This window comes from Desulfocastanea catecholica, from assembly GCF_054657295.1.
This window is the reverse complement of record NZ_BAAHYZ010000006.1, coordinates 48,398-73,673: the sequence shown is the minus strand read 5'-3', so window position 1 is coordinate 73,673 and position 25,276 is coordinate 48,398. Positions and strand designations below refer to the sequence as shown.

Sequence of the window (25,276 nt, the reverse complement as noted above, 5' to 3'; positions counted from 1 at the left end):
CTACATAACCTGCGGAAGAGCAATATTTGGTTTTGATATATAATCTGCAATACTCCCTAGAAGGCCAAAAAGATCTGCGGCCATTTCCTCTGGATATCGCAGAACGACAACCCCGTCTACACCCTGAAAACTCGAAAGGATTGCCAAGTTATCGTATCCCTCGAGAATAAATTTCAAAAAATGAAATTTTCCCGGTGAAATGAGCAGATACACCTCACGTAATCTAGCCATTATAGTTTCCTAACACCCCACAAGAAGGTATAAGTGCCTTGGCGATTGTTTTAAGTTCCTCATATCAAAACACTCTCGAAATTTATTTTTTTATGACAGACCTTCTGGAGTAAGGCACTAAACAGCGAGGGTGGCGTCGATTTTTTTCATTTTCCCGGCATTTATCTCCAGAAGAGGGGAGACAACTTCCAGGATGAATTCCTCTGTCTGCTCCTTCGCGCGACCGGTAAATTGTGAATAATCACTGACCATGGCCTCAAGTTCCTGCAGAGAGAAGGGGACACGATCGTCTCCGGCCAATCGGGCGAACAGGTCGTTTTCCTGGCCTTGCTCCTTGACAACCTTGCCGGCCGCCAAAGAATGCTCCTTAACAACTTCGTGCATTTCCTGCCGACTTTCACCTCGTTTGACCGCTTCCATGAGTATTTTTTCGGTGGCCATGAAGGGCAACTCAGCCATCAGATGTTTCTTGATTTGCGCTGGGAAAACAACCATATCTGAGGTTATATTAATAAACAACTTCAAGATAGCGTCTGCCAGAAGAAAGCTCTGTGGGATATCCATTCTTCTTATGGCAGAATCGTCCAGGGTCCTTTCAAACCATTGATTACTGTAGGTCGAGGAAAAATTCTGCGGCAGGGCCATTAACTTCCGAGCCAGGCCGGTAAGCCTTTCAGATCGCATAGGATTTCTTTTATATGCCATGGCCGAAGATCCGGTCTGGTTCTTTTCAAACGGTTCTTCCTGTACTTTAAGATTTGACAGAAGCCGAAGATCAACAGCGAACTTATGGGCAGTAGCGCCGATTCCGGCCAGGGTTTCGGCGAGTTTCATGTCGAGCTTTCGCGTATAGGTCTGTCCGGTGACCGCAAAAGTATCGGTAAAACCTAGCTTGTTTGCCACCAGAAGATCGAGCTCACGAACCTTTTTATGATCGCCCTTGAATAACTCTAAAAAAGTAGCCTGCGTACCAACGGTACCTTTGGCTCCACGTGCCTTGATGTGGTCGAGATAGGTATCAATATAGTCCAAATCCATTATCAGGTCCTGAAGATACAGGGTATTGCGCTTGCCGACGGTGGTCGGCTGAGCCGGCTGGTAATGCGTAAAACCAAGTGTTGGTAACGCCTTGTATTGTATGCAAAACTTTGAAAGATTTTTGATAACCTGCAGCACAGAGGACCGAATGTACTGCATGGCAGACCGCTGAATCAGAAGATCTGTATTGCAAACAACAAACTGAGAAGTCGCCCCAAGATGAATAATACCTGCGGCCTTTGGACATTTGAGGCCAAATTCGTAGACATGGGCCATAACGTCATGGCGAATTTCTTTTTCTTTTTGTGCGGCCAGGTCGAAGTCTATGTTGGAAATATTTGTCCGCATCTCGTTTAACATTTCTTCGGTGACGAGATCGGTCAGACCAAGTTCAAACTGTGCCTCGGCAAGGGCCAGCCAACATTTGCGCCAGGTAGTGAATTTAGTCTTTTCCGAAAAAAGCTGCTGAATTTCGAGGCTGGTATAACGACTGACAAGTGGCTCTTGATAAATTTCACGGGACATAAGGCGCTCCGAATGACATTAGTTATATATAAACAAATACCTGAGTAGAAAGAGTTAGGAGCCGTTCCAGGTTTACCTTTGGCCATTTTATTTGTTCGACAACGGCTTAGTTACTGAAAATCTGGGCAAGGTATTGGAAAAGCCTGTTTGACCATGCCATCTATAGCATCTTTACCCCCAAAAAAAAACCCAGGATATAGCTCTTTTCGCCGATGTAACCCACCAAAATAACCTTCCATCAAATATGTCGCATAATGTATATTATGTTTATATAAATTATTGTTGTTTGAATACAGACCATTATCTTGTTTAAATGATGAACATTACCCTGATGTTCAAGGAAATTTATAAAATGAATATTCTTCTAGAAATGAACGGGTGCATACTCCCCTCGACAAACATTGCCTATACCGGACTTAAACAAAAACCTGAGGTTTTCAAATCGGCTTGAATGTTTAGTTCCCGAGACTGGCGAAATTGATTTTTTTGTTGTTTTTTTAATTTTTACTCTCTTAAAGAGAGATGACCCTTATTTGCCAGTTGACGGTACCGCGAAATCTGTTCATTGTCGGAGTGTAAGTCATATTTCTTTTCGGTTGCTTCTGGACATCATCAAGATGTTTTCCCAGGCTAAAGCCAATTCCTTTGACATTGCTATATTTTCCCCGAATAGTGACCTGTAAGTGTTCGGAATTAGGTCCAACAGCTCGAGAATCAATTATTGTCACTGCCGGATCCTGAAAAATTGGCTGTGGATTTCCAGGACCAAAAGGCTCCAAAAGCCGCAGGCAATTCAAATGGTTATTATCCATTATTAACTCGGTGGAACAACGGATATCATAAGTTTTTCTTGTTGCGACACGCCTCTCGTGCATTGCCTGTCTGACAAAGCCGCAGAAATCTGTCTCAAAACCGACAATATTATCGAGAGATACGGTCAAACCGGCGGCCATTTCATGGCCACCAAACCTTTTAATCCATTTCGCGCATTGGGTAAATATACCGACGATATTTACACCTTCGACAGATCTCGCTGAGCCAGTAAAAAATATTTGCCCATCAGGATGGGTATTTTTTGCAAAAACAATGGCTGGAACCTGAAACATATCAACCAGCCTCGATGCAACTATCCCGGCTACACCTTGATGGAGATCCCCTTTCACAATGACACATTTGTCCCGTTCCACCAGCGCAGCGTTTATCGAAGTTAAAGCTATTTCTAAGTTGTCACTGCTGATCTTTTTCCTTTCCGTGTTTAATTCAGTCATCTGTTGCGCAAGTTTTACAGCTCTTTTGCGATTTTGAGTTGTCAGAAGTTCAACAACAAGTTTACTCTTTCCCAGTCTACCGGCCGCATTTATTTTTGGTCCGAGCAGATAGCCAATGTCCTCAGAAGTGATATGACCTCCCAAAATTTCGCAAGACTCGAGCAGTTCCTGTAAGCCGATAAATTGCGGTTCCAGCAGCGCCTCAAGTCCTCCTCGCACTAAAATTCTGTTGGTGTCGGTGAGGTCGACAACATCGGCTATTGTGCCAAGTGCCACAAATGCTAGATATCGCTTGAGGTTAATTTTACCTGTCACATCAAGTCCACAACTATGCGCAGAAAGTTTCGCCCGAATTCCGGCTGCCAGGTAAAACGCAACCCCTACCCCGGCAAGGTGTTGACCGTGAAAACCACAGGAGGGTTGCGATGGATTAAGCACAAGACAGTCCGGTATCGACTCTTCGGGCAGGCTATGGTGGTCTGTTACAATAACCTTTCCACCGATTTTTTTTATAATTTCTATCTGTTGAAAGTTCGAAACACCGCAGTCCACCGTAATGAGCAGAAACTCGTCAGACAGAATGTTGCTTCTTCGGTCGAGAAACCATTTTGAGTTCAGTCCATACCCTTCGGTTAATCTGTCTGGAATATGCCACGTAACTTCCGTTCCCAATTCCCGAAAAAAATTTACCAGAAGTGCTGTTCCCGTGGTCCCGTCAACATCGTAATCGCCCCAGATAATAATTTGCTTCTTTGCTGTAAGATATTCCACCGCCAGTTCCGCTGCCGCCGGAAGATTTTTCATCAATTGGGGTTGCGGCAGGTCGGCCAGCGCTGGATGGAGAAATTTGGCGGCCGCTTCATCCCCTACTATTCCTCTTGCTTCGAGGTATTCTCTATAGACGGCCGGAATGTTTTTGTTCATAATTCCATCAAAGATTGTGTGGTAAACCAGTCGTCAACAATCTGGAGAATTTTTTGCTTTTCTGCGACATCAAACCACTGCAGGGCGGTGAGTTTAGAAAACCAAGTGTACTGCCTCTTGGCATATCTCCGTGTATCTCGGGCAAGAAGCCGTACCGCCTCTTCCTTGGTCCAGCGACCTTGTATGTAATTGATAATGTGCCGATACCCTATCGAACCAAATGGTTTTAAATTCGGATCGTAGCCCATGTCCAGCAGTCCTCGAACCTCCACTTCCAGGCCATCTTCAAGCATCATGGTACATCGTTTGTTTATCCGCTGGTAAAGATGTGTTCGATCCGTGGTCAGCCCTATTTGCAGGGCATTCTTCAAGAGTACGCTCGGGGTCTGTTGCTGGTGGGTTTCTATATGTTTTGACCACGGTATACCTGAAACATAAAAAACCTCCAGGGCCCGCAATAATCGTTGACTGTCATTGACATGGATTCTTTCGGCGGAAAATTTGTCACATAGATATAATTCTTCATGTAATTTCGATGCTCCTTCGGCAACCAATCTCTCTTGTAATATCCGCCTGGTGTCCTCATCAACAGGAACCCCCGGGAAGATGCCCTCAAGCAGGGCTCGCAGGTAAAGACCGGTTCCTCCGGTCAGTAAGGGGATTTTTCCGCGGGAGTGTATATCTCGTATGGCTCGCAGTCCATCGGCCGCAAACTGCGCCGCGTCATAATTTACATCCGGATCGACAATATCAATCAGATGATGCGGCACCTCTCTTCGCTCAGCCAGCGATGCCTTGGCCGTACCTATATCCATATGCCGGTAAACCTGCATGGAATCAACACTGACGATCTCGCAAGCATATCGACGGGAAAGGATTAATGAGAGATCTGTTTTGCCGATGGCTGTCGGGCCGACCAGGACCAGACAAGGCTGTACTATTGGTTCAGGTATCACGGCACCTCTATAAATGTTAATTCAGTCGTTAAACTGGCGGCACGCCGAGCACCTATTCCATGTAAATTTTGTAGATCCAGACTATTTTTCAATGGGCCGAACTGTTCACGGTATGAAACAATCGTGTCGGCCAGTGCAGGTCCGATACCTTTGATGGTCATGAGTAACTCCTTGTCTGCACTGTTGATTGGCACCGGCAGAAAGAAGAAGGGAGTGTAAGGTGCCGGAACAGGTGTATCACCCCGGCCTGAACCTTTTGCCACAACTATCTGATTTGGTTGTATAAAATCAAGATACTTGTGTGGTCCATTGCCCATTTTTTCTTTTAATAAAGGGCAATGGGGAACAGCCATCAGGTCATAGAGCAAAAGACCGAACAGCAGGCAAAGCATTACCGTTAAACGGCCGTCCCCTGAAATAGCCCGTTGCAAATCACTCAAAATCACACCCACCGCTTCGGCGAAATGGTTGGTCGTCCAAACGACCAACCATTTCGACACATTAAAATTGACAACCTGCCTCTGAAAATACAACTTTTACTGCCGTCAGGTCGGACGCCTGCTTTATTTTCGTTGTTTTCGTCAAGTGCAAGAGGTATATAGCATACTCTTGTAATCATTAATAACAGTCCTGCGGTTTCCTGACATGAATACTCCTCGCCCCTTCAATATTGTTCTCGTGGAACCTGAAATTCCCCCGAACACCGGTTCCATAGCCAGACTTTGTGGAGCGACAAATTCGATACTGCATCTGATACATCCTCTGGGATTTTCAACCGATGATAAACATCTTAAACGTGCCGGCCTCGATTACTGGCAACATGTTGACATTCGCCATTGGGAAAACCTCGACATATTTCTGCAGGCCCAAAAAGAACTTGAACTCTTTTTCTTTACCACCAAAGTCACTAAAGTATACAGCGAAGCACATTTTACGCCAGGATGCTTTTTAATTTTCGGAAAAGAGACAAAGGGCTTACCGGCAGACATACTTCACTTGTATCAAGACAGATGCTATACCCTGCCGATGGAAAATCCCCATATCCGCAGCTTGAACCTTGCCATGACTGCCGGCATTGTCTTATATGAGGCAGTCCGACAATGTTCCGACAAATAACAAAATTCACAGGTGTTCGCTGGAAAATTTGACCAAATTTAATTGATTCCTCTTTATCTTCCAATTTAAAAACCAACCACAGGAGAAATGACCAATGGCTGATCGTGTATTTAATTTTAGTCCCGGACCTGCAACACTCCCCTATGAAGTATTGCAGAAAGCCAGCCAGGATATTGTTAATTTTCAGGAAACTGGTATTGGCCTTATCGAAATCAGTCACCGCTCAAAAGAATTTATGGCGGTGGCCGATGCAGCTGAGGCCAGCCTGCGTGAGCTGATGCATATTCCAGACAACTACAAGGTCTTGTTTCTGCAGGGCGGCGCCTCAACTCAATTTTTTATGATTCCTATGAACCTCCTGGGCAAAGGGAAAAAGGCCACCTACCTCAATACCGGTACCTGGTCGAAAAAGGCCATCAAGGAAGCACAGCTGTTTGGCGAAATCGAGGTCGCCTTCTCGAGTGAAAAAAGCAATTTTAATCGGGTGCCGAAGCATGATGAATATACCGTTGCTGAAGACTCTGAGTATCTGTACTACGTCACCAATAACACCATTTACGGGACTGAATTTGCTGAAACGCCGGTGAGTGAAAAGATGCTCATTAGTGATATGAGCTCAGATATCCTGTCACGCCCGGTGGACGTCTCCAAATTTGGTCTTATTTTTGCCGGAGCTCAGAAAAACCTCGGACCAGCGGGAGTCACCATTGTCATCATTCGAGAAGATCTGCTCGACAGGACACCGGCCGGCACCCCAACCATGCTCGCCTACAAAACCCATGCAGACAAGGGATCCATGTTTAACACCCCTCCCTGTTTTGCTATTTATGTCGTCGGCGAAGTATTGAAATGGCTGAAAAAAATTGGCGGTGTTGCAGCGATTGAAAAAATCAACCGAGAAAAGGCAGACCTCCTCTATGGTGCGATAGACAGCGGCGATTATTATCGGGGACACGCGGAAAACGATTCTCGATCACTCATGAACATCGCTTTCAACCTGCCCACCCCGGAACTCGAGGCAAAATTTATTGCCAAAGCTACGGCAATGGGCCTCAACGGTCTGAAGGGGCATCGCTCAATCGGCGGTTGCCGCGCATCTATTTACAATGCTTTTCCCGTCGAAGGTGTCGTCAAGCTCGTTGCGTTTATGAAGGATTTTGCGGCAAAAAATCCGGCGGCCTGAAACGAGTTCTTATGAATTATGTAGGTCATGTCATCCGACCGCCCAGCGAGGCGAACGCCATCATTCTCCAGGTGACGGTCGGATGTTCCTATAATAAATGCACCTTTTGCGGTGCTTATAAAGATACTGCGTTCCAGCTGAAACCAATAGAGACGATTGAAGCCGACCTGGCCTTCGCCAAAGTGCATTGCCGCAGACACAATCGTCTTTTTCTGGCCGACGGCGATGTGCTGATACTGTCACAGAGAAGGCTTGTCCAGCTTTTCCGCAAGATTCATCAGCATCTTCCCTGGATAAACAGAATTTCACTGTACGGCAATGCCAGATCCATACGAAATAAAAGCAGTAAGGAGCTACTGGAACTGAAATCGATGGGTCTTGACCGCGTTTATATGGGGCTTGAGAGCGGCTGCGATACGGTTTTGCAGCATGTTAACAAAGGAGAGACCGGACAAACCATGACGGCAGCAGGGAGAAAAATAAGGGCGGCCGGGATTTTTCTCTCGGTGACTACCCTTCTCGGCCTTGGCGGCATCGCTTTATCATCTGAACACGCGACGCGGACAGCGGAAGTGTTAAATAAAATGGCGCCCCATCAGATTGCCGCCCTCACCCTGATACCACTCGAAAACACCGCACTCGGCAAGGAGGTGGCTGCCAATACATTTATCTTGCCGACCGCCACGGAAATATTGCACGAACTCAAGCTGCTCATTGCCCATTTAGATGGCATCACGTGTCAATTCCATGCCAATCATGCCTCAAGCTATTTGCCCCTTGCCGGCCGACTGCCGCGCGACAAGGACACCCTGCTCGCGGCCATTGATATGGCCTTGACGGGGGCCATTCCTCTAGTCCCTGATTACCGGAGGGCGCTATGAGTATTGCACAGAAAACAGATTTGAAAAACCTCACCCAGGAAGGTCTCATTGAGTACGCCGAGAGCCTCGGACAACCGGCATTTCGTGGTAAACAGATAATGGGCTGGCTGTATCGACCGGGAATTGCTGCATTTTCCCAGATGACCGATCTTGCCAAGGTCTTCAGGAAGTTATTAGAAGAAAATGCCTACATTTCTCAATTCTCCGACACCATCATTGAAAAGGCCAGCGACGGCTGTGTCAAATTTGGTTTCCGGCTCAGCGATGGATATCTTATTGAATCAGTGCTTATCCCGGAGCCGGACCGAAACACCCTGTGCATTTCCTCCCAGGTGGGTTGCGCCATGGGCTGTGCCTTCTGTCTCACCGGCACCATGGGCTTTACCAGAAACCTCACTCCTGCGGAAATTGTCAATCAGATATGCGCCGTACGGGATTATCTGCTGACCCAACCTCCGGGAAGTCTTCTTGGTCCCGATCATGTCACCAATGTTGTCTATATGGGCATGGGCGAACCACTCAACAACCTGGACAATGTTCTGGCTTCTCTGTCTATTATTATGGAACAGAAGGGACTGGATATTTCCGGCAGAAAAATAACCGTCTCAACCTGCGGAATAGTACCAAAGATCAGAGAGTTTGGCGAAAAATCTCCAGTCAATCTCGCCATCTCGCTGCACGCAACAAATGATGCGGTGCGCAGCAGTTTGATGCCGGTGAACAAGCGCTATCCCCTTGATGAACTGCTCGCCGCCTGCCGTGACTTTCCCATGCCGAAAAGAAAGAGGATAATGTTTGAATACACCCTGTTACAAGGTATCAATGACTCCAGTGCCGATGCCCGCGAGCTGGCCCGAAAACTCCGGGGCATTCCCTGCAAAATCAATCTGCTCGCCTATAACGAGTCTCCGGCTCTGCCATTCTCAAGCCCGTCGAGAGAGAAGCTGCTGATCTTTCAGAAAATACTCATCGATGCCCATTACACCGTATTTATCAGAAACAGCCGCGGCACGGATATCTCTGCCGCTTGCGGGCAACTTGCAACGGGTGAACATTGACCGCGGGATTCGCATCGAACCCCGCCTTCCACCGGTGTTACCCCCTGGGCGGGGCGCTATAAGCCATACAAAATCACAATATTCAGACAACCTATCAAAAACCCCAGCAGCGCCCCGAACAGGTTGATATATTTGAACTGTTCCTGCATGATTGACAAGAGAAGTCCTTCGAGTTTCAAGATATCAAGAGAATTGACCTTTTCCCTGACAATTTCACGAATATTTAATGATTCAACCAGGCCGGGAACCTCGTTTTCCAGCATTGTTGAAGCCATCTTTTGCAGGGATTTCGCCCAGCCCTCTCTCACCCCGGCAGGAACAAGCCTAGCGAGCTTGCCAAGTCGTTTCTGCATGAGCGATTCAATAAGGGAATCGACGATACAATCAATGGTTTTCAAGGTATTCTGGGCCTGTAGAAGCTCGCGTATTTCTTTTTTCAGCCAGTCTTTGCTGGCAAACATCGCCTGCTCACCAAGTAAATCGATGAGGACCTGCCGTAGACTAAGCGCACCGGAATCGATATGATTTTCAATAGTTGTTTTGATCATGGAGGTAAGCGTTGCGGTTACCTGCTCACCACGTATCAAACTCAAGAGTTGCTGTGTACACTGGGAGCAGAACTCTTCGACAGCCGCTTCATTTTCCGTTTTGATGTAACTGACTATCGGTCTCTGTGCAAATTCACGGCTTCTTTCCTGTAAAATGGCGGCAACACGCAGCTGTACTTCCTCCGACTGGAGCCAGGCAACGATAGCATCATTTTTTTCAAGAAGATATTCCTGTATTCTCTCCTCGACCGTCTCCATCGGCAAAAACCCCCGGACCATGTCAGCCATCGAGCCAAGGGAATTTATAAAATTATCAACACCGCCGCAGGCACCTTTAACTATTTTATCACGAACATCCGGCTCACTGACAAGTAATGCAATCTTTGCCAGGAAGGCCGGCACCTGTTTCTCTATCATTGCCACAGACAGTTCGTGCAGGGAGGCCGGTAGAATATCCGCAAGTGACTTTTCCTGCTGCAACGTACTGTAGACCTTCTGATGGACAAAATCTTCCACCCATTGTTCCATTGCCTCGCCGGCAAACATTCTGGAGATATTTTTCTCGACAAAGCCGTACGACTGTTCACGGCTGGTGCCGCAAATAACTGCACCGATGTCCTGTTCAAGAAATACATCCAGTCGATGATCAATTGCCGCATCGACGGTATCGGCAAATTCCTGCGAGTGAATAAAGGTATGAATGTGTTCTTTCAGCTGATAACGTATCGTTCTGGTGCCGATATCAAAATAAACCTTAAATTTCTGCGGAACAGTCGAAGCGACGGTACCCAGATCCTTTTGCAGCACCCCATCCACCCTCTTCTGGATAAGATGATAGAGATGCTTCTGGAACACTTCATGCTGCAGCCCTTTGCCTATTTCTTTGCTGGTAAGGAGGTGATCGCCAACGACTTCTCCCATGTTCACAGCCAGTTCAAGTCGCTTGGCAGGAATAACACCTGGGGTCATCGGTACCCTGAATGCGCCGATCTTCCAGGCTTTTAACGGACGAAAGAGCATTCTGATAGCTATTCGATTGGTCAGATAACCAATGAAGGCTCCGACCAAAGGAGGGGTGAGATATTTGACATAGGGGAGCAATTCAGGTGAAAGATAGGACATATTGTTGCAACTCCAAAGGATTATGAACGACTATATCAGCGTTGTTTTCAGTGAGTTCCTGCACACTCCGAAATCCCCAGGAGACTCCGGCCGTCATCATATCAGCAGCCTTGCCGGTTTTAATATCCACGCCTGAATCGCCGACAAAAAGCGTCTCCTGCGGGCGAACATTGAGCTGTGCGGCTATCGCCAGGGCAACGGTCGGATCCGGTTTTTTCGGAACCCCCTCCCGTTGGCCATGTACAATGGAAAACTGTCCCCGGGGGAAAAATTCATCGACGAAAAGTTTGGTGAATGCATCGGGTTTATTGGATAAAACAGCTAATTTTACGCCGTGCATCTTCAGCGTCGCTACCATATCATTAATGCCTGCATAGGGGCAACTTTTTCTCTTCCAGTTGCGCGAGTATCGTTCTTCAAATGATGCACAACATTTTTCAACAAGAATCGCTTCTGTTCCAACCGGGACAATTCTCTTTATCAGTGTGTGTAGACCATCACCGACAAAATTTCTATAAGCAACCGTGGGATGTGTTGGAAATTCATACTCTCGGAGCAGTTCATTACAGGTGTCCGCAAGGTCGGTCAAGGTATCAAGAAGAGTGCCGTCTAGATCAAATATTATTGATAAGCAAGTCATGTCACAAGGTATTAAAGGGATTATGGGCAGTTAGTAAGAATGTTTGACTAAGTGGTAAGTGTTAGAGCAAAAAATGTCATCACCCTAAAAGGAAAAAACCAACATTTCTATTTCTTTTTTAATTTTTTTTTATATTATCAGGACAATCAAAAAATTACAGTAACTCATAAATTTTCACCGAAGGTGTGCTTATGTGGTTTGTCAGGTTTTTAACGTCCTCAATCGGCAAGAAATTCTTAATGGCAACCACCGGGTTGTTGTTATTTTTATTTCTCTGTACCCATGTGGCGGGTAATGCCACAATCTTTATGAGCAGTGAGGTTTTTCAGAGCTATGCTGATGAGCTTCACAGTCACCCACTGATTGTTCTTGTTTTCAGTTTATCGCTACTTCTGGTCTTTTTAGCCCATATCGCCGTCGGCCTCTTCCTCTTCTTTGAAAACCGACAGGTAAGCAATTCCCGCTACGCCGTGACCACGCGGGTTGTTAAAAACTCGTTTGCCTCGGCAACGATGCCCTACACGGGACTCTTCATTCTTGCCTTTCTTTTTGTACATATTTTCGGATTCACCTTCTCTCCTGCACATACACCGATATCGGTTACCGTTCAAGAGCTGTTGAGCAATTTCTTTTACGCACTCTTTTACATTGCAGCCTTCATTGCCTTGACCATTCATCTCAGTCACGGATTCTGGAGCATGCTGCAGACATTTGGCGTGAATCATCCCCGTTACAATACGCTTATCGCCCGACTTACTCTTATTATTCCACTGTTTTTCCTGTTAATTTTCGGAGGCATTGCCTTCTACTTCATGAGCGGACTCGGGGCATCATATTAAGAATAGTCCCACTCCAGGTATGAAAAATATGTGCAACTGAAAGTTGTTAAGGAATTTCACCTAAAGAAACTAGCCAAGGTTTTGAAAATATGGAACTTAATTCTCGTGTACCTTCCGGTCCTCTTGAAGAAAAATGGAATAATCACCGTTTTTCCAATAAACTTGTCAATCCTGCCAACAGAAGAAAATTCAGTGTGATAGTCGTCGGCACCGGCCTTGCCGGAGCCTCCGCCTCAGCTACCCTGGCTGAACAGGGGTATCAGGTGAAAACATTTTGCATCCAGGACAGCCCGAGACGTGCCCACTCCATTGCCGCGCAGGGAGGCATTAACGCTGCCAAAAATTACCAAAATGATGGCGATTCAGTACACCGCCTGTTCTATGATACTATTAAAGGCGGTGACTTTCGGGCAAGAGAAGCCAACGTCCACAGATTGGCTGAGGTAAGCACGGAAATCATTGATCAATGTGTCGCCCAGGGCGTTCCATTTGCGCGGGAATATGGCGGCACACTGGCCAACAGATCTTTTGGCGGAGCCCAGGTTTCAAGGACATTTTATGCCCGTGGGCAAACCGGTCAGCAACTCCTTTTAGGTGCATACGGTGCACTGTCGAGGCAGATTCACGCCGGCAAAGTAAAGATGTATACCCGTCGGGAAATGATGGACGTGGTCGTGGTCGATGGCCGAGCCAGAGGAATCACCACTCGAAATATCATGACCGGTGAGATCGAAAGTTTCTCTGCCGATGTGGTCATTCTGGCCACCGGCGGCTACGGTAATGTCTATTTCCTCTCGACCAATGCCATGGCTTCCAACGTTACCGCCGCCTGGCGAGCTTACAAACGTGGAGCTGGATTTGCCAATCCTTCCTTTGTGCAGATTCATCCGACCTGTATTCCAGTCCATGGGGATTACCAGTCCAAACTCACCTTGATGAGTGAGAGTCTTCGCAATGACGGCCGGGTCTGGGTGCCCAAAAAGATAGGTGACACACGTAAACCAGTTGATATTCCCGAGGCTGAACGGGATTACTACCTTGAAAACAAATATCCAAGTTTTGGTAATCTTGTTCCCCGTGATGTCGCTTCAAGAAATGCCAAGGAACAATGTGACCTTGGAAAAGGTGTTGGCGGAACCGGACTTGCTGTCTACCTCGATTTTTCTGAGGCCATCAAGCGCGATGGGAAAGACACTATTTTCAAGAAATACGGCAATCTGTTCCAGATGTATGAAAAGATAACCGATAGCAATCCGATGATCGAACCGATGATGATCTACCCGGCGGTACACTACACCATGGGGGGACTCTGGGTCGATTACGATTTGATGACGACCATTCCCGGTCTGTTTGCCATCGGAGAATGTAATTTCTCCGACCATGGCGCCAACCGACTCGGCGCCAGTGCCCTAATGCAGGGGCTGGCCGATGGCTACTTTGTTATTGCTACCTCGGTTGCCCACTATCTTGGGACCAATACCCTGACCAAAGTCAGTGAACACGACACGCCCTTTATTGATTCAAGACGAGGGGTGGAAGACCGGATCGCAAAATTGCTGAAAAACAGTAGCGGTGGCCCCGCAGGGAAGTTTACCGTTGATGAAATTCACAAGGAACTCGGTAAATTGATGTGGGACAACTGTGGTATGGCCAGAAACAAGCAGGATCTGGAAAAAGCTCTACTGGAATTGCCGCATATCAAACAGAAATTTTGGGATTATGTTTATATTCCCGGCACACCAAAAGAAATCAATCAATCTTTGGAACGGGCTGGTCGTGTCGCCGATTTTCTGGAATTTGCCGAAATCATGATCAGAGATGCCCTGGCCCGGGAGGAATCCTGCGGCTGCCATCTCAGAGAAGAGAGTCAGACCGAAGAAAATGAAGCAAAACGGGATGATGCTAACTACTCGCACGTTTCCGTCTGGGAGCATCTCGGCGAAGAAAAAGAGCCGGCAATGCATAAAGAACAACTTACTTTCGAATTTGTGACTCCCAGTCAGAGAAGTTATAAGTAAGGCTCCTGAGATTTACGGAGACTTTAAACTGAACTCTTAAGGTATAGACAACATGAGCAGCATTAACCTGACGCTAAAGATCTGGCGACAAGCGAATAGTGACGCACTGGGCAATTTGGAGATGTATACTCTCGACTCCATCAGCACGGATATGTCGTTTCTCGAAATGCTTGACGTACTTAATGAAAAACTCACTAAGGAAGGAAAGGATCCTGTTGCCTTTGACCATGATTGTCGCGAAGGTATTTGCGGAATGTGTGGTGCGATTGTTGATGGTGTCGCCCATGGGCCTGAAAAGGAAGTTACTCTTTGTCAACTGCACATGCGACATTTTCAAAGCGGCGACACGATCGTCATTGAACCCTTTCGATCAAGAGCCTTTCCAATCAAAAAAGACCTGCTTATCGATCGTTCCGCATTAGATCGTATAATCCAGTCAGGGGGCTATGTCTCGGTCAATACCGGGGGAACTCCAGACGGCAACAGCATTCCCATCTCCTCGCAGCAGGCCGAACTGGCTATGGACGCGGCAGCGTGTATTGGTTGTGGCGCCTGTGTCGCCAGTTGCCCAAATGGGGCAGCCATGCTCTTTGCCAGTGCAAAGATTTCCCAGCTTTGCCTACTGCCTCAGGGGCAGGTCGAACGCAAGCAACGCGCTTTGGCGATGGTGGCGCAAATGGATGAGGAAGGCTTTGGTAATTGTACCAATTACAAGGAATGTGAGGCGGTCTGTCCAAAAGGCATATCCATTCGAAATATCGCCAGATTGAATAAAGAGTATCTCAAGGCCATGCTCACCGAGGGATAGATCACAATTGCTAGAATTTGGTTACAGCTGTTAACCTGCTCAGCGCTTCTCCTGGCACCGAGCAGGTTTTTTTATCGCCAACACTTTGTCGTTTAATCTCGAACAGTTGCATTTTCTCGCAACCAGATACCATATTTCCTATGGCCTATGATGTTATTATTGTTGGTGCAGGCCCGGGGGGCCTGGCGTGTGCCGAGATCACCGCTTCAGAAGGGCTGAAAACCCTTGTTCTGGAGCGTAAGCAGGTCATCGGTAAAAAAGTGTGCGCCGGAGGCGTGACCTGGAACGGTCTGGTAAAAAAAGTGCCGATCGCTCTCTCCGAGAGGCAATTTGCCACCCAGCATATTTTTACCCGCCATCAAAAAATCACTGTTGCTGCATCAACACCAATAATAGCCACGGTCAACCGCGAAAAACTTGGCCAGGAGATGGGGCGTAAGGCAATCCAGGCTGGAGCGGAGATACGCCTTGGCTGCCAGGTCACGGCAATCAACGGCAACACAGTTAATTTTCTGGATATTTCGACAAAGAAAGTGCAGCAGCTGAGCTTCTCCTCCCTGGTCGGGGCTGACGGATCGTCTTCTCTGGTCAGACGGCATCTCGGAATTCCTGTGCGTAATATCGGCATTGGTATCAACTATCAGCTCTCCGGTAAGTATCCGGATATGGCATGGCACCTCGACAGCGCTTTATTTAAAAGCGGTTATGCCTGGGTTTTCCCTCATCAAGAGACCGTATCTGTCGGGGCCTATGTTGATGCCAGAGTAATGCAGGCAAAAAAATTACAAGAAAATCTCTTTAAATGGGCGAAAAAGTCCGGTTACCCGCTTTCTACCCAGAAGGGAGAAGCAGAACGTATAAATTTTGATTACCGCGGCTTTCGGTTCAAAAATATTTTTCTCATTGGCGATGCCGCCGGGCTGGCCTCAGGACTGACGGGAGAAGGCATCTACCCGGCGATTGTTTCAGGAGAGGAGGTAGCGAGATGTATTGCTCATCCCGGTTTCAATCCAGTCGAACTGCAAAAGATGATTAAAAATCATACTCGACATAGTAGAATGGTCTCTCTACTTGGAAAAAACAACCTCTTATCAACTTTTCTTGCTGAAATGGTCGCCTTTAGTTTAAAGAACAAACTCCTGAATTTTACTGCTGCTGAAATGGCCCACTGATTTAATTCGGTAAAAACCACCCCAGATTGTCAATGAAACATACAAAGAGTCGTAAACTGCTTATCGGCAATAGCCTGTTTATTCTCATTCTCGCAGCTATCCTTGTTTTTCTTCTCAATGCACCGAAGGAGACAACCTCACCCCTTCCCCATGATGCAATCCATAGCCGTTTCCATGACATCAAAGGGAAAAAGGAGGCGGAAAAATTCTGCCTGGAATGCCATGATCAGGATAAAGAGTCCCCGCTTCCCAAGGGGCATCCCCCAAAATATCGCTGTCTCTTTTGCCACAAACGACTCTAATGCCAAGGTTGATGGCCAGAGGCATGTACGACACGGCTCCTACCTACTTTTTGAGGCAATCTCAAAGACATCACGGGAAAGATCTTTTATCATTAAGATTCTATCGAGCTCCTGACGCATCAATTTTTGCCGCTCGGCATCATATCGTCGCCAGCTAATTAATGGTGTCACCAGCCGAGCGGCAATTTGAGGATTAATGGCATTTAACTCTTCGATCTTTTCAGCTAAAAACCGATAGCCAGCCCCATTCTTCTCATGAAACCGTACATGGTTGCCGGAACAGAAAGTGCCGATCAGGGCTCTTACCTTATTCGGATTGAACATAGAAAAAGACCGATGTGAAGTGAGTTGCACTACAGCATCTAAGGTGTTTTCGAGAGTTGACGAGGCCTGCAGGATAAACCATTTATCGAGCACCAAAGGATCATCGATCCATTTTTCATAAAAATCCCCCAGGGCATCCTCTTTCATTGCATGATCCAGGTTGACCAGCTGAGACAGAGCGGCGATTGAATCGGTCATATTGGTCGCTTGCCGGTATTGGTGGTAGCATAACTCCTGAATTTCTTTCGGCAGTGGGTCCAGGGCCATGAGATAGGCAAGCGAAATGTTTTTTAAACTCCTCCGGCCCATCGCTTCCGGAGTGATGGCATAGTCCCCTTCGTCTTTATGGTTATGGTAGAGGGTAAGGAAATGGTGTTTATTTCTTTTGGCCAGTTCTTTTTTTACGAGTTGTCGGGCATCATGCAGCGCATCCGGATCAATAACCGCCATTTCCTGCGCGAGAGTCGTTTCCGCCGGTAACTGCAGGGAAAGGGCCAGATGAGCAGGGTCATCAATAGTGCCTTGCAGGCTGGCGGAAACAGCCTCAAAGTACAGTTCATCGATCGATAGGGTCTGCTTGTTCTGCAAGCTACCTACTATCTCAAGGATTACCTCGGCCGCCAGGCGGGTTGCCGCATCCCAGCGATTAAAAAGGTTTGCATCGGCACGGCTGAGCAGTGCCAGTTCTTGGCGGGACAGGAAGCTTTCGACCCGCACCGGCGCGGAAAAATCCCGCAAAAATGAAACGATAGGCTTTTCCTTAATGTTTTGAAAAGTAAAAAGCTGCTCTCTCTCCTGCAGCTGCAGAATGGCCGACCCATTTGAATCATTTGACGAATCATACGACGCAGCAGAGGTGTCGAGCAGGTCGCGGCCGTCAGAGCCAAGAAGACCGATCATCACAGGTATGTGAAAAGGCTTTTTGGCCGTTTGCCCTGGGGTGTCCGGGCAGCTTTGCCTGATGAGCAGTTTATATTCCGCCTGTTCTTTATTCCACTCCCCTTTCACCTGCAAAACCGGGGTACCGGCCTGACTGTACCAGTTTTTGAATTGGTTCAGATCAATCCCTGATGCGTCACTCATGGCGGCGACAAAGTCGTCACAGGTGACAGCTTGACCATCATGCCGGGAAAAATAAAGGTCCATACCCTTGCGAAACAACTTCGGGCCAAGCAGGGTGTGCAGCATGCGGATGACCTCCGCCCCTTTATTATAGACGGTAGTGGTATAAAAATTATTGATTTCCTGGTAGGAATCGGGACGAACCGGATGGGCCATGGGGCCGGCATCTTCTTTAAATTGAAAATTTTTCAAAAGCCGCACATCGTCGATTCTCTGGACACTCCTGGAATTCATATCGGCCGAAAATTCCTGATCGCGAAAAACCGTGAGCCCCTCTTTCAGACTGAGCTGAAACCAATCGCGACAGGTGACCCGGTTGCCGGTCCAGTTATGGAAATATTCATGGCCGATGACGCCTTCAATGCCGAGAAAATCCTGATCAGTGGCGGTCTGCTCGGTTGAGAGCACATACTTTGAATTAAAGATGTTTAAGCCCTTATTTTCCATAGCGCCCATATTAAAATCATCGACGGCAACGATCATAAAGGTATCCAGATCGTATTCAAGGCCAAAAACCTCCTCGTCCCAGCGCATGGCTTTTTTCAGGGAAAGCATGGCATGGGCGCATTTGTCTTTGTTTCTCTCTTCGACAAAAATTTTCAGCTCGATAATTCGACCGGACTGAGTGACAAATTCATCTGCAATACTGACCAGTGTACCGGCCACCAGGGCAAACAGATAACTGGGTTTGGGGAAGGGGTCCTGCCAGACCACATAATGACGGTTTCCTTCCAGTTCGCCCTTGTCTATGAGGTTGCCATTGGACAGCATAACCGGACAGGAGAGCTTATCCGCTTCAATTCGAGTTGTAAATACGGTCAGGACATCCGGTCGATCAGGATAGTAGGTGATTTTCCTGAATCCTTCAGCTTCACATTGCGTACAATAGTTTCCGCTTGACCGATATAACCCTTCAAGAGAAGTGTTTTTTGCCGGATAAATGACCGTGACAATCTCAAGGGTGAAAGTGTCAGGAAGCTGCTCAAGCTGCAACGTCTTCGTATCGACCTTATATGTGTCAAGCTTGATACCATTGACCTTGACAGCTGACAATTCCAGCTCCTCGCCAAAAAGTACCAGCGGGGCATGCTGTTTTGTCGATGCCGGATTTCTGCGATACTTTCCCCGGGCGGTGACAACAGTACGCTCGGCAAAGAGTTGAAACTGCAGATCCAGCCGTTCAACGATATAGTCATAGACAAGGTAGGCGTCTCGATAAATGGTTCCCGGTTGTACAGTGTTCATGTGATAATTCCTTTTGGCCCGATGAGATCAGCCATGCCAGTTGCCGGTTGACAGCCTCTTTCATTTCATTATATTAGCAAGCTAATCCAGGTTGATATTTTGTTGAACAACTTAACGCCTTTTATCCATAAAACAACTGAGAAACGTATCCATGATTACAATCAATGAGCATTACCTGAAGTTGCAGGCGTCCTACCTTTTTTCCGATATCGCAAAACGGGTTGCCGCTTTTCAAAAAGCCAATCCCGACAAGGATATCATCAAACTGGGTATCGGTGACGTTACCAAGGGATTAACCGCTGCGTCAATCAAGGCCTTCCATGCCGCGGTGGATGAAATGGCTGAAGATACAACTTTTCGAGGATATGGCCCCGAACAGGGCTATGATTTTTTGCGCCAGGCAATAGCGACCAATGATTTCCAAAGCCGTGGTGCCGATATTGCCGCCGATGAAATCTTTGTCAGCGACGGGGCAAAATGCGACACAGGCAACATCCAGGAGCTCTTCAGCCAGGACATTACAATTGCCCTTCCCGATCCGGTCTATCCGGTGTACCTCGATACCAACGTCATGGCCGGCCGCACCGGGACATTTACCGATGGAAGGTATCAGGGGCTTGTCTACCTGGACAGCACCAGGGAAAATAATTTTGTGCCGGCATTGCCGAATGAAAATGTCGATTTGATCTATCTCTGTTTCCCCAATAACCCTACTGGATCGACCATTTCTAAAGCAGAACTGAAAACATGGGTCGATTATGCCAGAGAGCATAAGGCACTTATTTTATTTGACGCAGCCTATGAGGCATTTATATGTGATGCCTCGCTGCCTAAATCCATTTACGAGATCGAAGGTGCCAAAGAGGTTGCCATCGAGTTCCGCAGCTTTTCGAAAAGTGCCGGTTTTACCGGAACACGCTGCGCCTATACCGTCGTTCCCAAAGAATGTGCCGCCTACGACCGTGCCGGAAACAAGCACTTTCTTCACGGACTGTGGAATAGGCGGCACTGTACAAAATTCAATGGCGTTTCCTACCCGGTTCAACGCGCCGCAGAAGCGGTTTACAGCGACGAAGGAAAAATTCAAGCTCAAGCATTGATAGACTATTATATGCACAACAGCGCTGTCGTCTGTCAGACGATGGAGGAATTGGGCTACGACTATGTCGGAGGCAAAAATTCCCCCTATATCTGGATAGACGGCCGGATGGATTCGTGGAAATTCTTCGATATGCTGCTCAACAAGGCTGGCGTGGTCTGTACGCCTGGTTCGGGTTTCGGTAAATGCGGCAGCGGATATATCCGTATTTCAGCCTTCAACAGCCATGATAAGGTCAAAGAAGCGATGGTCAGGCTGCGTGCGGCACTGACTGATTAAATGTCTGAGGTGGTCACCTGTCGGGTTTGGACTCAAACGCGTTATCTGTTGAGCCCAAACCTGCGTCTGATTATAGTTAGGATTTTCTGTTCATTATTCAGCTGACAGAACAGCCGGCCTGAAATGTACGTTCTCTTCAATTCCTTTCAGCTCAATAACCCTTGTGGCACCGTGGTCACGCATCCAGCTGACGACCCCTTCTACCAATCGTTCAGGGGCGGAAGCGCCGGCGGTGATACCTACTCTCTTTTTCCCTGTAAGCCAGGCAGCATGCAGATCACTACAGTCATCAATGAGATGGGCCTCCACGCCACATTGCTCTGCGACTTCTTTTAATCTGTTGGAGTTGGAGCTGTTTTTTGATCCAACGACAAAAAGGATATCCGTTTTCTTTGCCAGTTGCTTCACGGCATCCTGGCGGTTTTGCGTGGCAAAGCAGATATTTGATTTCGGCCCCTGTATCCTGGGAAATCGCTTGGACAAAATTTTCAGAATCCCGCCAAGATCGTTTTTGCACAGCGTCGTCTGGGTTACATAGGCAACTTTGTCACTATCGTGCACCTTGACATCCGCAGCCTCAAGTTCATCGGCGACTATATGCACCCTGCCGCTGACCCGCCCCGCTGTGCCTTCAACCTCCGGATGTTTATGGTGCCCGATTATAATGACATCGTAGCCCGATAAATGGTATTTTTCCACCATCCGGTGCACACTGCTGACCAGCGGACAGGTAGCGTCAATGGTCTTCAGCCCCAGCTCTTGAGCCCGGCTTTCGATTGCATGAGACACGCCGTGGGCACTGAAGATACAAACTTCACCCGGTGGAATATTCTGCAGGTTTTCCACAAACACCGCCCCGGACTCTGTCAATTCCATGATGACATGCCGGTTATGCACTATTTCATGCAACACATAAACCGGCTTTCCATAGCGTATGAGACTGATTTTCACCGTTTCGATAGCCCGTTCCACTCCTGCACAGAAGCCTCGGGGAGCGGCAAGATATACTTCTATATTACCCGTCATAATCTTTATACCTTGTGTTCATCTCTTCATCCAATCGCCATGCATCTCCACATGCATATTCTTCGTATTATAGAGTTTTGTCAATGCCTTTGCAGGGCGGAAAACAAGGCTTTTCTGCTAAAACAAAAAAGGCCATCCATCGAATTCCTGGAGAGAATACGATGGATGGCCTTTACCCACTGACAGTTCGACAGCTTAATATCCCTGCATTTTATCAATGAATTCCGGCAGGAAGAGTGATATCTGTGGTATATAGGTAATCATAACAAGAAAAGTGAGCAGAACCATCAACCAGGGTACACAGGCCTTGATAGCCCAGCCCATACTGTTCCCGGTCACCCCGGAAATGACGAAGAGGTTCAGGCCAACCGGTGGGGTCAACATGCCGATTTCCATGTTGACAACCATGATAATACCCAGATGAATTGGGTCAATGCCGAGCTGCACGGCAATCGGGAACAAAATCGGGGCCATGATCAGAAGAATGGCCGATGGCTCCATGAAGTTTCCGGCAATAAGCAGGAGTATGTTCACCACGATGAGAAACATCCAGGGTGACAGTCCCCACTGTACGATCACTTCGGCAATATGATGCGGAATGCGCTCAGTGGTCAGCACATGGGCAAAAAGCATGGCATTGGCGATAATGAACAGCAGCATGATACTCACTTTAGAAGCATCAAGAACAACCTTGTTGATCTCTTTATCGGTAATCAGTTTAGGCAGACTAAGAAGGATATGTTTGCTGTTGCGACCAAGCATTGCACCAATACTCTCTCCTTGCTCACGCCAGGATTCATTTTTGAGAGGTCCCATGTCTCGATAGCCCCAGACTGCTATACCAAAAGCATAGACGGCGGAAACCGCGGCAGCTTCGGTCGGACTGGCAATACCGCCATAGATGGCCCCCAGGACGATGACGATCAGCATCAGGCCGCCGGTGGCGCTAAATCCTGACGCCAGGATCTCCTTTGCGCCGGCCCACGGCTGGCAGGGGATCTTTTTGATCCGGGCGACAAAATAGATAACGATCATCAGCATCAGACCCATCAGTAATCCCGGCAGAAAGCCGGCCATAAACATACGCGCAGCAGATACTTCGGTAGCTGCGGAATACACCAGCATGATTATCGACGGTGGGATAAGAATGCCAAGCGTTCCGGCGTTGCCGATAACCCCGGCGGCGAAGGCTTCAGGATAGCCGGCCTTGACCATGCCGACGATGACGATAGAACCGATGGCGGCGACTGTTGCCGGCGACGATCCCGAGACAGCGGCAAAAATCATACAGGCTATGACCGAGGCCATGGCGATGCCGCCATGAATATGGCCAACCAGACTGAGGGCAAATCGGATAATACGTTTGGCTACCCCGCCGGTCGATAAAAAGGTCGAGGAGAGAATAAAAAACGGGATCGCCAAGAGAGTGTAGTGTTCGGAGAGCGCCTCAAACAGTTTCAAAGCTATCGACGCCAGTGAGTCGTCGGAGAACATCAGAATGGTGCCGATGCTTGATAGACCAAGCGCAAGGGCGACGGGCATGCCGAGCAGCATGCATCCAAAAAGCAGTATAAACAGAGCTGCGGTTGTCATTTACCTTCCCTCCCCTTTGGTAATACCTTCGGCCAGTTCCAGGCTCTCTTTCGCCTCATCGGCATGCCTGAAACCAAGAGCCTTACCGGTAATTAACGACCAAAGTATAATAAGCAAACGAACAGTCAGGAAAAGGTATCCAAAGCACAACATTGAATGCGCCTGCCAGGCTGGAATCGGTATGTCTTGCAGTTCGATGCCGATCAATTTCATTTTCTTCAGATACATCCAGCTGCCGTAAAAGATGAGACCACAGTAGACTATTGCCAGGAGAGCTGCGATAGAGGAAAGTATTCTTTGACCTGTCGCAGGAAAGAGTTTGACGAAGGCATCCATACCGATGTGCGACCCGACCTTTAAACCGTAGGAGGCACCAAAGAGGACCATCCACGCTGACATATGCAGGGTCAGCTCCTGGGTCCACATGAAGCCGGCGCTGAAGCCAAACCGCATGACGACATCGAGAAAAACCAGAAGAGTCGTCAATATCAGCATGATGCAGATAATGGCCTCTTCCGCACGATTAATTAAGCGCATAAACATATCTCAACCTCTTGAGGACAAAAATTACGGCGGTCTCCTTGACTGAAGGCGACCACCGGTCCATTTACACAGTCCTGTTACATATTTGATTGATATGCCGCGTCAATCATATCCTTACCGATTTCCTTTTCAAACTGTTGCCAAACCGGTTTCATGGCCTCTACCCACTGGTTTCTTTCGGCCTCGGTGATCGTGACGATTGTTGTTCGTTTGGAATCGATAATCTTCTGACGATCTTCCAGGTCTTTTTCCAAAGCAACCTTATTGCCGTAGGCAATTGATTCGTTGAGAATAGCAGTCAGTTCGCTGCGAACATCGTCGGGAAGACCCATCCAGAATTCCTTGGAAGTTACCACCATATAGTCAAGAAGTCCGTGATTGGTTTCAGTGATATGAGACTGAATTTCATAGAACTTTTGTGAATAGTTGTTGGAGTAGGTGTTTTCCTGGCCATCAATCGCCTTGGTCTGCAGCAGGGTGAAAACTTCAGAGAACGGTTTTTTCAAAGGAACGGCCTTTACCGCCTGGAACTGCGCTGCGAGGACATCGGAAGACATAATACGGAACTTGAGGCCGGCCGCATCGGCAGGAACCCGCAACGGTTTGTTGGCGGAAATCTGTTTTAAACCGTTATGGAGATACCCCAGACCGACCAGACCTTTTTTCTCAATACTCTTCAGCAGTTCCTGGCCTTTCTCACTTTGCTGAAATTTATCGACGGCGGTTATGTCCTTGAAGAGAAACGGCAGATCAAATATCTGCAGCTGAGGAGTGTATCGATCAAACTTGGACAGTGCCGGTGCAGCTAACTGGACGTCGCCTAAGAGCATTGCTTCCAGAACTTTTTCATCGGTAAACAATTGGGAACTGGGGAAAACCTCAACAACAACTTTTTCGCCCATACGTTCCGCAACCATCTTTGCGAATTGGTTGGCCATTTGACCTTTGGGCGTATTTTCAGCGACCACATGGGCAAATTTAATTTTAATCGGATCACTCGCCAGCGCTGAACCGGTTATGAGCATTGCCGAGAGTGCTGCTGTTGCAACAAGTGTGGTAATCTTCCTAAACATAGTTTCTTCCTCCAATTTGAATGTTGACACACCGGCAAAGCCGGCAACATTAACCGACAGTTCAAAAATCTGTCCATATCGACGAAACTAAATTTTTCTTCGATACGCCAAACAGCCATGCAAACATTGGTCCATAACTAATCAAATAAACTATCTATTTAGATATACAGAACTATTTAATTTGGAGCTTCAATTACTGCAAAAAAATGGGTGGAATTCCACCCATGAGTCGCCGGAAACTGTTAAAGAATAAATATATATTGTATTTCAGTAACTTATATGAATAAAGAACGGATTACAAAGCCGACAACAGGCGGGAATCCACCCGTTTTGCCATCATGGG

The 25,276-nt window shown here is 47.5% G+C and carries 22 protein-coding genes; 10 read left to right on the top strand and 12 right to left on the bottom strand.

Annotated elements, in window-relative coordinates:
• The 5 genes from ACYQ8U_RS07325 to ACYQ8U_RS07305 all read right to left on the bottom strand — a co-directional run bounded on the left by ACYQ8U_RS07325 (window position 1) and on the right by ACYQ8U_RS07305 (window position 5,442).
• On the bottom strand, window positions 1-231 hold the full coding sequence (locus ACYQ8U_RS07325; protein WP_459944882.1) for a DUF4911 domain-containing protein: 231 nt from the start codon (window positions 229-231) through the stop codon (window positions 1-3).
• 117 nt (window positions 232-348) lie between these two features.
• Window positions 349-1,794: an adenylosuccinate lyase gene (purB, locus tag ACYQ8U_RS07320; RefSeq protein WP_459944881.1), complete on the bottom strand. Its 1,446-nt coding sequence runs from the start codon at window positions 1,792-1,794 to the stop codon at window positions 349-351.
• A gap of 512 nt (window positions 1,795-2,306) precedes the next feature.
• Window positions 2,307-3,986 (bottom strand): single-stranded-DNA-specific exonuclease RecJ, encoded by a 1,680-nt coding sequence (gene recJ / locus ACYQ8U_RS07315; protein WP_459944880.1) that lies wholly within the window; start codon window positions 3,984-3,986, stop codon window positions 2,307-2,309.
• On the bottom strand, window positions 3,983-4,942 hold the full coding sequence (gene miaA / locus ACYQ8U_RS07310) for a tRNA (adenosine(37)-N6)-dimethylallyltransferase MiaA (protein ID WP_459944879.1): 960 nt from the start codon (window positions 4,940-4,942) through the stop codon (window positions 3,983-3,985). Before miaA ends, recJ begins: the two co-directional genes overlap by 4 nt.
• Window positions 4,939-5,442, bottom strand: a complete 504-nt coding sequence (locus tag ACYQ8U_RS07305; RefSeq protein ID WP_459944878.1) for a ComEA family DNA-binding protein — start codon at window positions 5,440-5,442, stop codon at window positions 4,939-4,941. Before ACYQ8U_RS07305 ends, miaA begins: the two co-directional genes overlap by 4 nt.
• A 145-nt stretch (window positions 5,443-5,587) precedes the next feature.
• On the opposite strand from ACYQ8U_RS07305, the gene ACYQ8U_RS07300 reads away from it, so the two are divergent.
• The 4 genes from ACYQ8U_RS07300 to rlmN all read left to right on the top strand — a co-directional run bounded on the left by ACYQ8U_RS07300 (window position 5,588) and on the right by rlmN (window position 9,180).
• Window positions 5,588-6,058, top strand: a complete 471-nt coding sequence (locus ACYQ8U_RS07300) for a tRNA (cytidine(34)-2'-O)-methyltransferase (protein ID WP_459944877.1) — start codon at window positions 5,588-5,590, stop codon at window positions 6,056-6,058.
• 94 nt (window positions 6,059-6,152) lie between these two features.
• Window positions 6,153-7,241, top strand: a complete 1,089-nt coding sequence (serC, locus tag ACYQ8U_RS07295) for a 3-phosphoserine/phosphohydroxythreonine transaminase (protein WP_459944876.1) — start codon at window positions 6,153-6,155, stop codon at window positions 7,239-7,241.
• Between the two features lie 11 nt (window positions 7,242-7,252).
• Window positions 7,253-8,122, top strand: coding sequence for a radical SAM protein (locus ACYQ8U_RS07290; protein WP_459944875.1), 870 nt, complete (start codon window positions 7,253-7,255; stop codon window positions 8,120-8,122).
• Window positions 8,119-9,180 carry a dual-specificity RNA methyltransferase RlmN gene (gene rlmN, locus ACYQ8U_RS07285; protein ID WP_459944874.1) on the top strand — a complete coding sequence of 354 codons (1,062 nt, stop codon included), beginning with the start codon at window positions 8,119-8,121 and terminating at the stop codon, window positions 9,178-9,180. The genes ACYQ8U_RS07290 and rlmN overlap by 4 nt, the downstream gene beginning before the upstream one ends.
• Before the next feature lie 56 nt (window positions 9,181-9,236).
• On the opposite strand, the gene ACYQ8U_RS07280 is transcribed toward rlmN, so the two are convergent.
• Together ACYQ8U_RS07280 and ACYQ8U_RS07275 are read right to left on the bottom strand one after the other, a co-directional pair.
• Window positions 9,237-10,850: a DUF445 family protein gene (locus ACYQ8U_RS07280; protein WP_459944873.1), complete on the bottom strand. Its 1,614-nt coding sequence runs from the start codon at window positions 10,848-10,850 to the stop codon at window positions 9,237-9,239.
• The gene (locus tag ACYQ8U_RS07275) at window positions 10,831-11,490 is read right to left on the bottom strand and encodes an HAD family hydrolase (protein ID WP_459944872.1); all 660 of its coding nucleotides are present in this window, start codon (window positions 11,488-11,490) and stop codon (window positions 10,831-10,833) included. Before ACYQ8U_RS07275 ends, ACYQ8U_RS07280 begins: the two co-directional genes overlap by 20 nt.
• Before the next feature lie 191 nt (window positions 11,491-11,681).
• On the opposite strand from ACYQ8U_RS07275, the gene ACYQ8U_RS07270 reads away from it, so the two are divergent.
• The 5 genes from ACYQ8U_RS07270 to ACYQ8U_RS07250 all read left to right on the top strand — a co-directional run bounded on the left by ACYQ8U_RS07270 (window position 11,682) and on the right by ACYQ8U_RS07250 (window position 16,629).
• Window positions 11,682-12,329 carry a succinate dehydrogenase cytochrome b subunit gene (locus ACYQ8U_RS07270; RefSeq protein WP_459944871.1) on the top strand — a complete coding sequence of 216 codons (648 nt, stop codon included), beginning with the start codon at window positions 11,682-11,684 and terminating at the stop codon, window positions 12,327-12,329.
• Between the two features lie 89 nt (window positions 12,330-12,418).
• Window positions 12,419-14,347: a fumarate reductase/succinate dehydrogenase flavoprotein subunit gene (locus ACYQ8U_RS07265; protein ID WP_459944870.1), complete on the top strand. Its 1,929-nt coding sequence runs from the start codon at window positions 12,419-12,421 to the stop codon at window positions 14,345-14,347.
• Window positions 14,348-14,399: 52 nt separating this feature from the next.
• On the top strand, window positions 14,400-15,155 hold the full coding sequence (locus ACYQ8U_RS07260) for a succinate dehydrogenase/fumarate reductase iron-sulfur subunit (RefSeq protein ID WP_459944869.1): 756 nt from the start codon (window positions 14,400-14,402) through the stop codon (window positions 15,153-15,155).
• A 140-nt stretch (window positions 15,156-15,295) separates the two neighbouring features.
• Window positions 15,296-16,327 carry an NAD(P)/FAD-dependent oxidoreductase gene (locus ACYQ8U_RS07255; protein ID WP_459944868.1) on the top strand — a complete coding sequence of 344 codons (1,032 nt, stop codon included), beginning with the start codon at window positions 15,296-15,298 and terminating at the stop codon, window positions 16,325-16,327.
• Between the two features lie 32 nt (window positions 16,328-16,359).
• The gene (locus tag ACYQ8U_RS07250) at window positions 16,360-16,629 is read left to right on the top strand and encodes a hypothetical protein (protein WP_459944867.1); all 270 of its coding nucleotides are present in this window, start codon (window positions 16,360-16,362) and stop codon (window positions 16,627-16,629) included.
• Between the two features lie 39 nt (window positions 16,630-16,668).
• Here ACYQ8U_RS07250 and pepN read toward each other — a convergent pair whose 3' ends face one another.
• Window positions 16,669-19,320, bottom strand: a complete 2,652-nt coding sequence (gene pepN, locus ACYQ8U_RS07245; RefSeq protein ID WP_459944866.1) for an aminopeptidase N — start codon at window positions 19,318-19,320, stop codon at window positions 16,669-16,671.
• Window positions 19,321-19,471: 151 nt separating this feature from the next.
• On the opposite strand from pepN, the gene ACYQ8U_RS07240 reads away from it, so the two are divergent.
• Entirely contained in the window at window positions 19,472-20,698 is a 1,227-nt protein-coding gene (locus ACYQ8U_RS07240; protein ID WP_459944865.1) for an LL-diaminopimelate aminotransferase, read from the top strand.
• A 93-nt stretch (window positions 20,699-20,791) separates the two neighbouring features.
• On the opposite strand, the gene ispH is transcribed toward ACYQ8U_RS07240, so the two are convergent.
• From ispH to ACYQ8U_RS07220, 4 genes are all read right to left on the bottom strand, one after another.
• Window positions 20,792-21,724, bottom strand: coding sequence for a 4-hydroxy-3-methylbut-2-enyl diphosphate reductase (ispH, locus tag ACYQ8U_RS07235; protein WP_459944864.1), 933 nt, complete (start codon window positions 21,722-21,724; stop codon window positions 20,792-20,794).
• A gap of 195 nt (window positions 21,725-21,919) precedes the next feature.
• Window positions 21,920-23,317 carry a TRAP transporter large permease gene (locus ACYQ8U_RS07230; RefSeq protein WP_459944863.1) on the bottom strand — a complete coding sequence of 466 codons (1,398 nt, stop codon included), beginning with the start codon at window positions 23,315-23,317 and terminating at the stop codon, window positions 21,920-21,922.
• Window positions 23,318-23,854 carry a TRAP transporter small permease gene (locus ACYQ8U_RS07225; RefSeq protein ID WP_459944862.1) on the bottom strand — a complete coding sequence of 179 codons (537 nt, stop codon included), beginning with the start codon at window positions 23,852-23,854 and terminating at the stop codon, window positions 23,318-23,320. It abuts the gene before it with no gap.
• 83 nt (window positions 23,855-23,937) lie between these two features.
• Window positions 23,938-24,933 (bottom strand): TRAP transporter substrate-binding protein, encoded by a 996-nt coding sequence (locus ACYQ8U_RS07220; RefSeq protein ID WP_459944861.1) that lies wholly within the window; start codon window positions 24,931-24,933, stop codon window positions 23,938-23,940.
• Window positions 24,934-25,276: the final 343 nt, after the last annotated feature.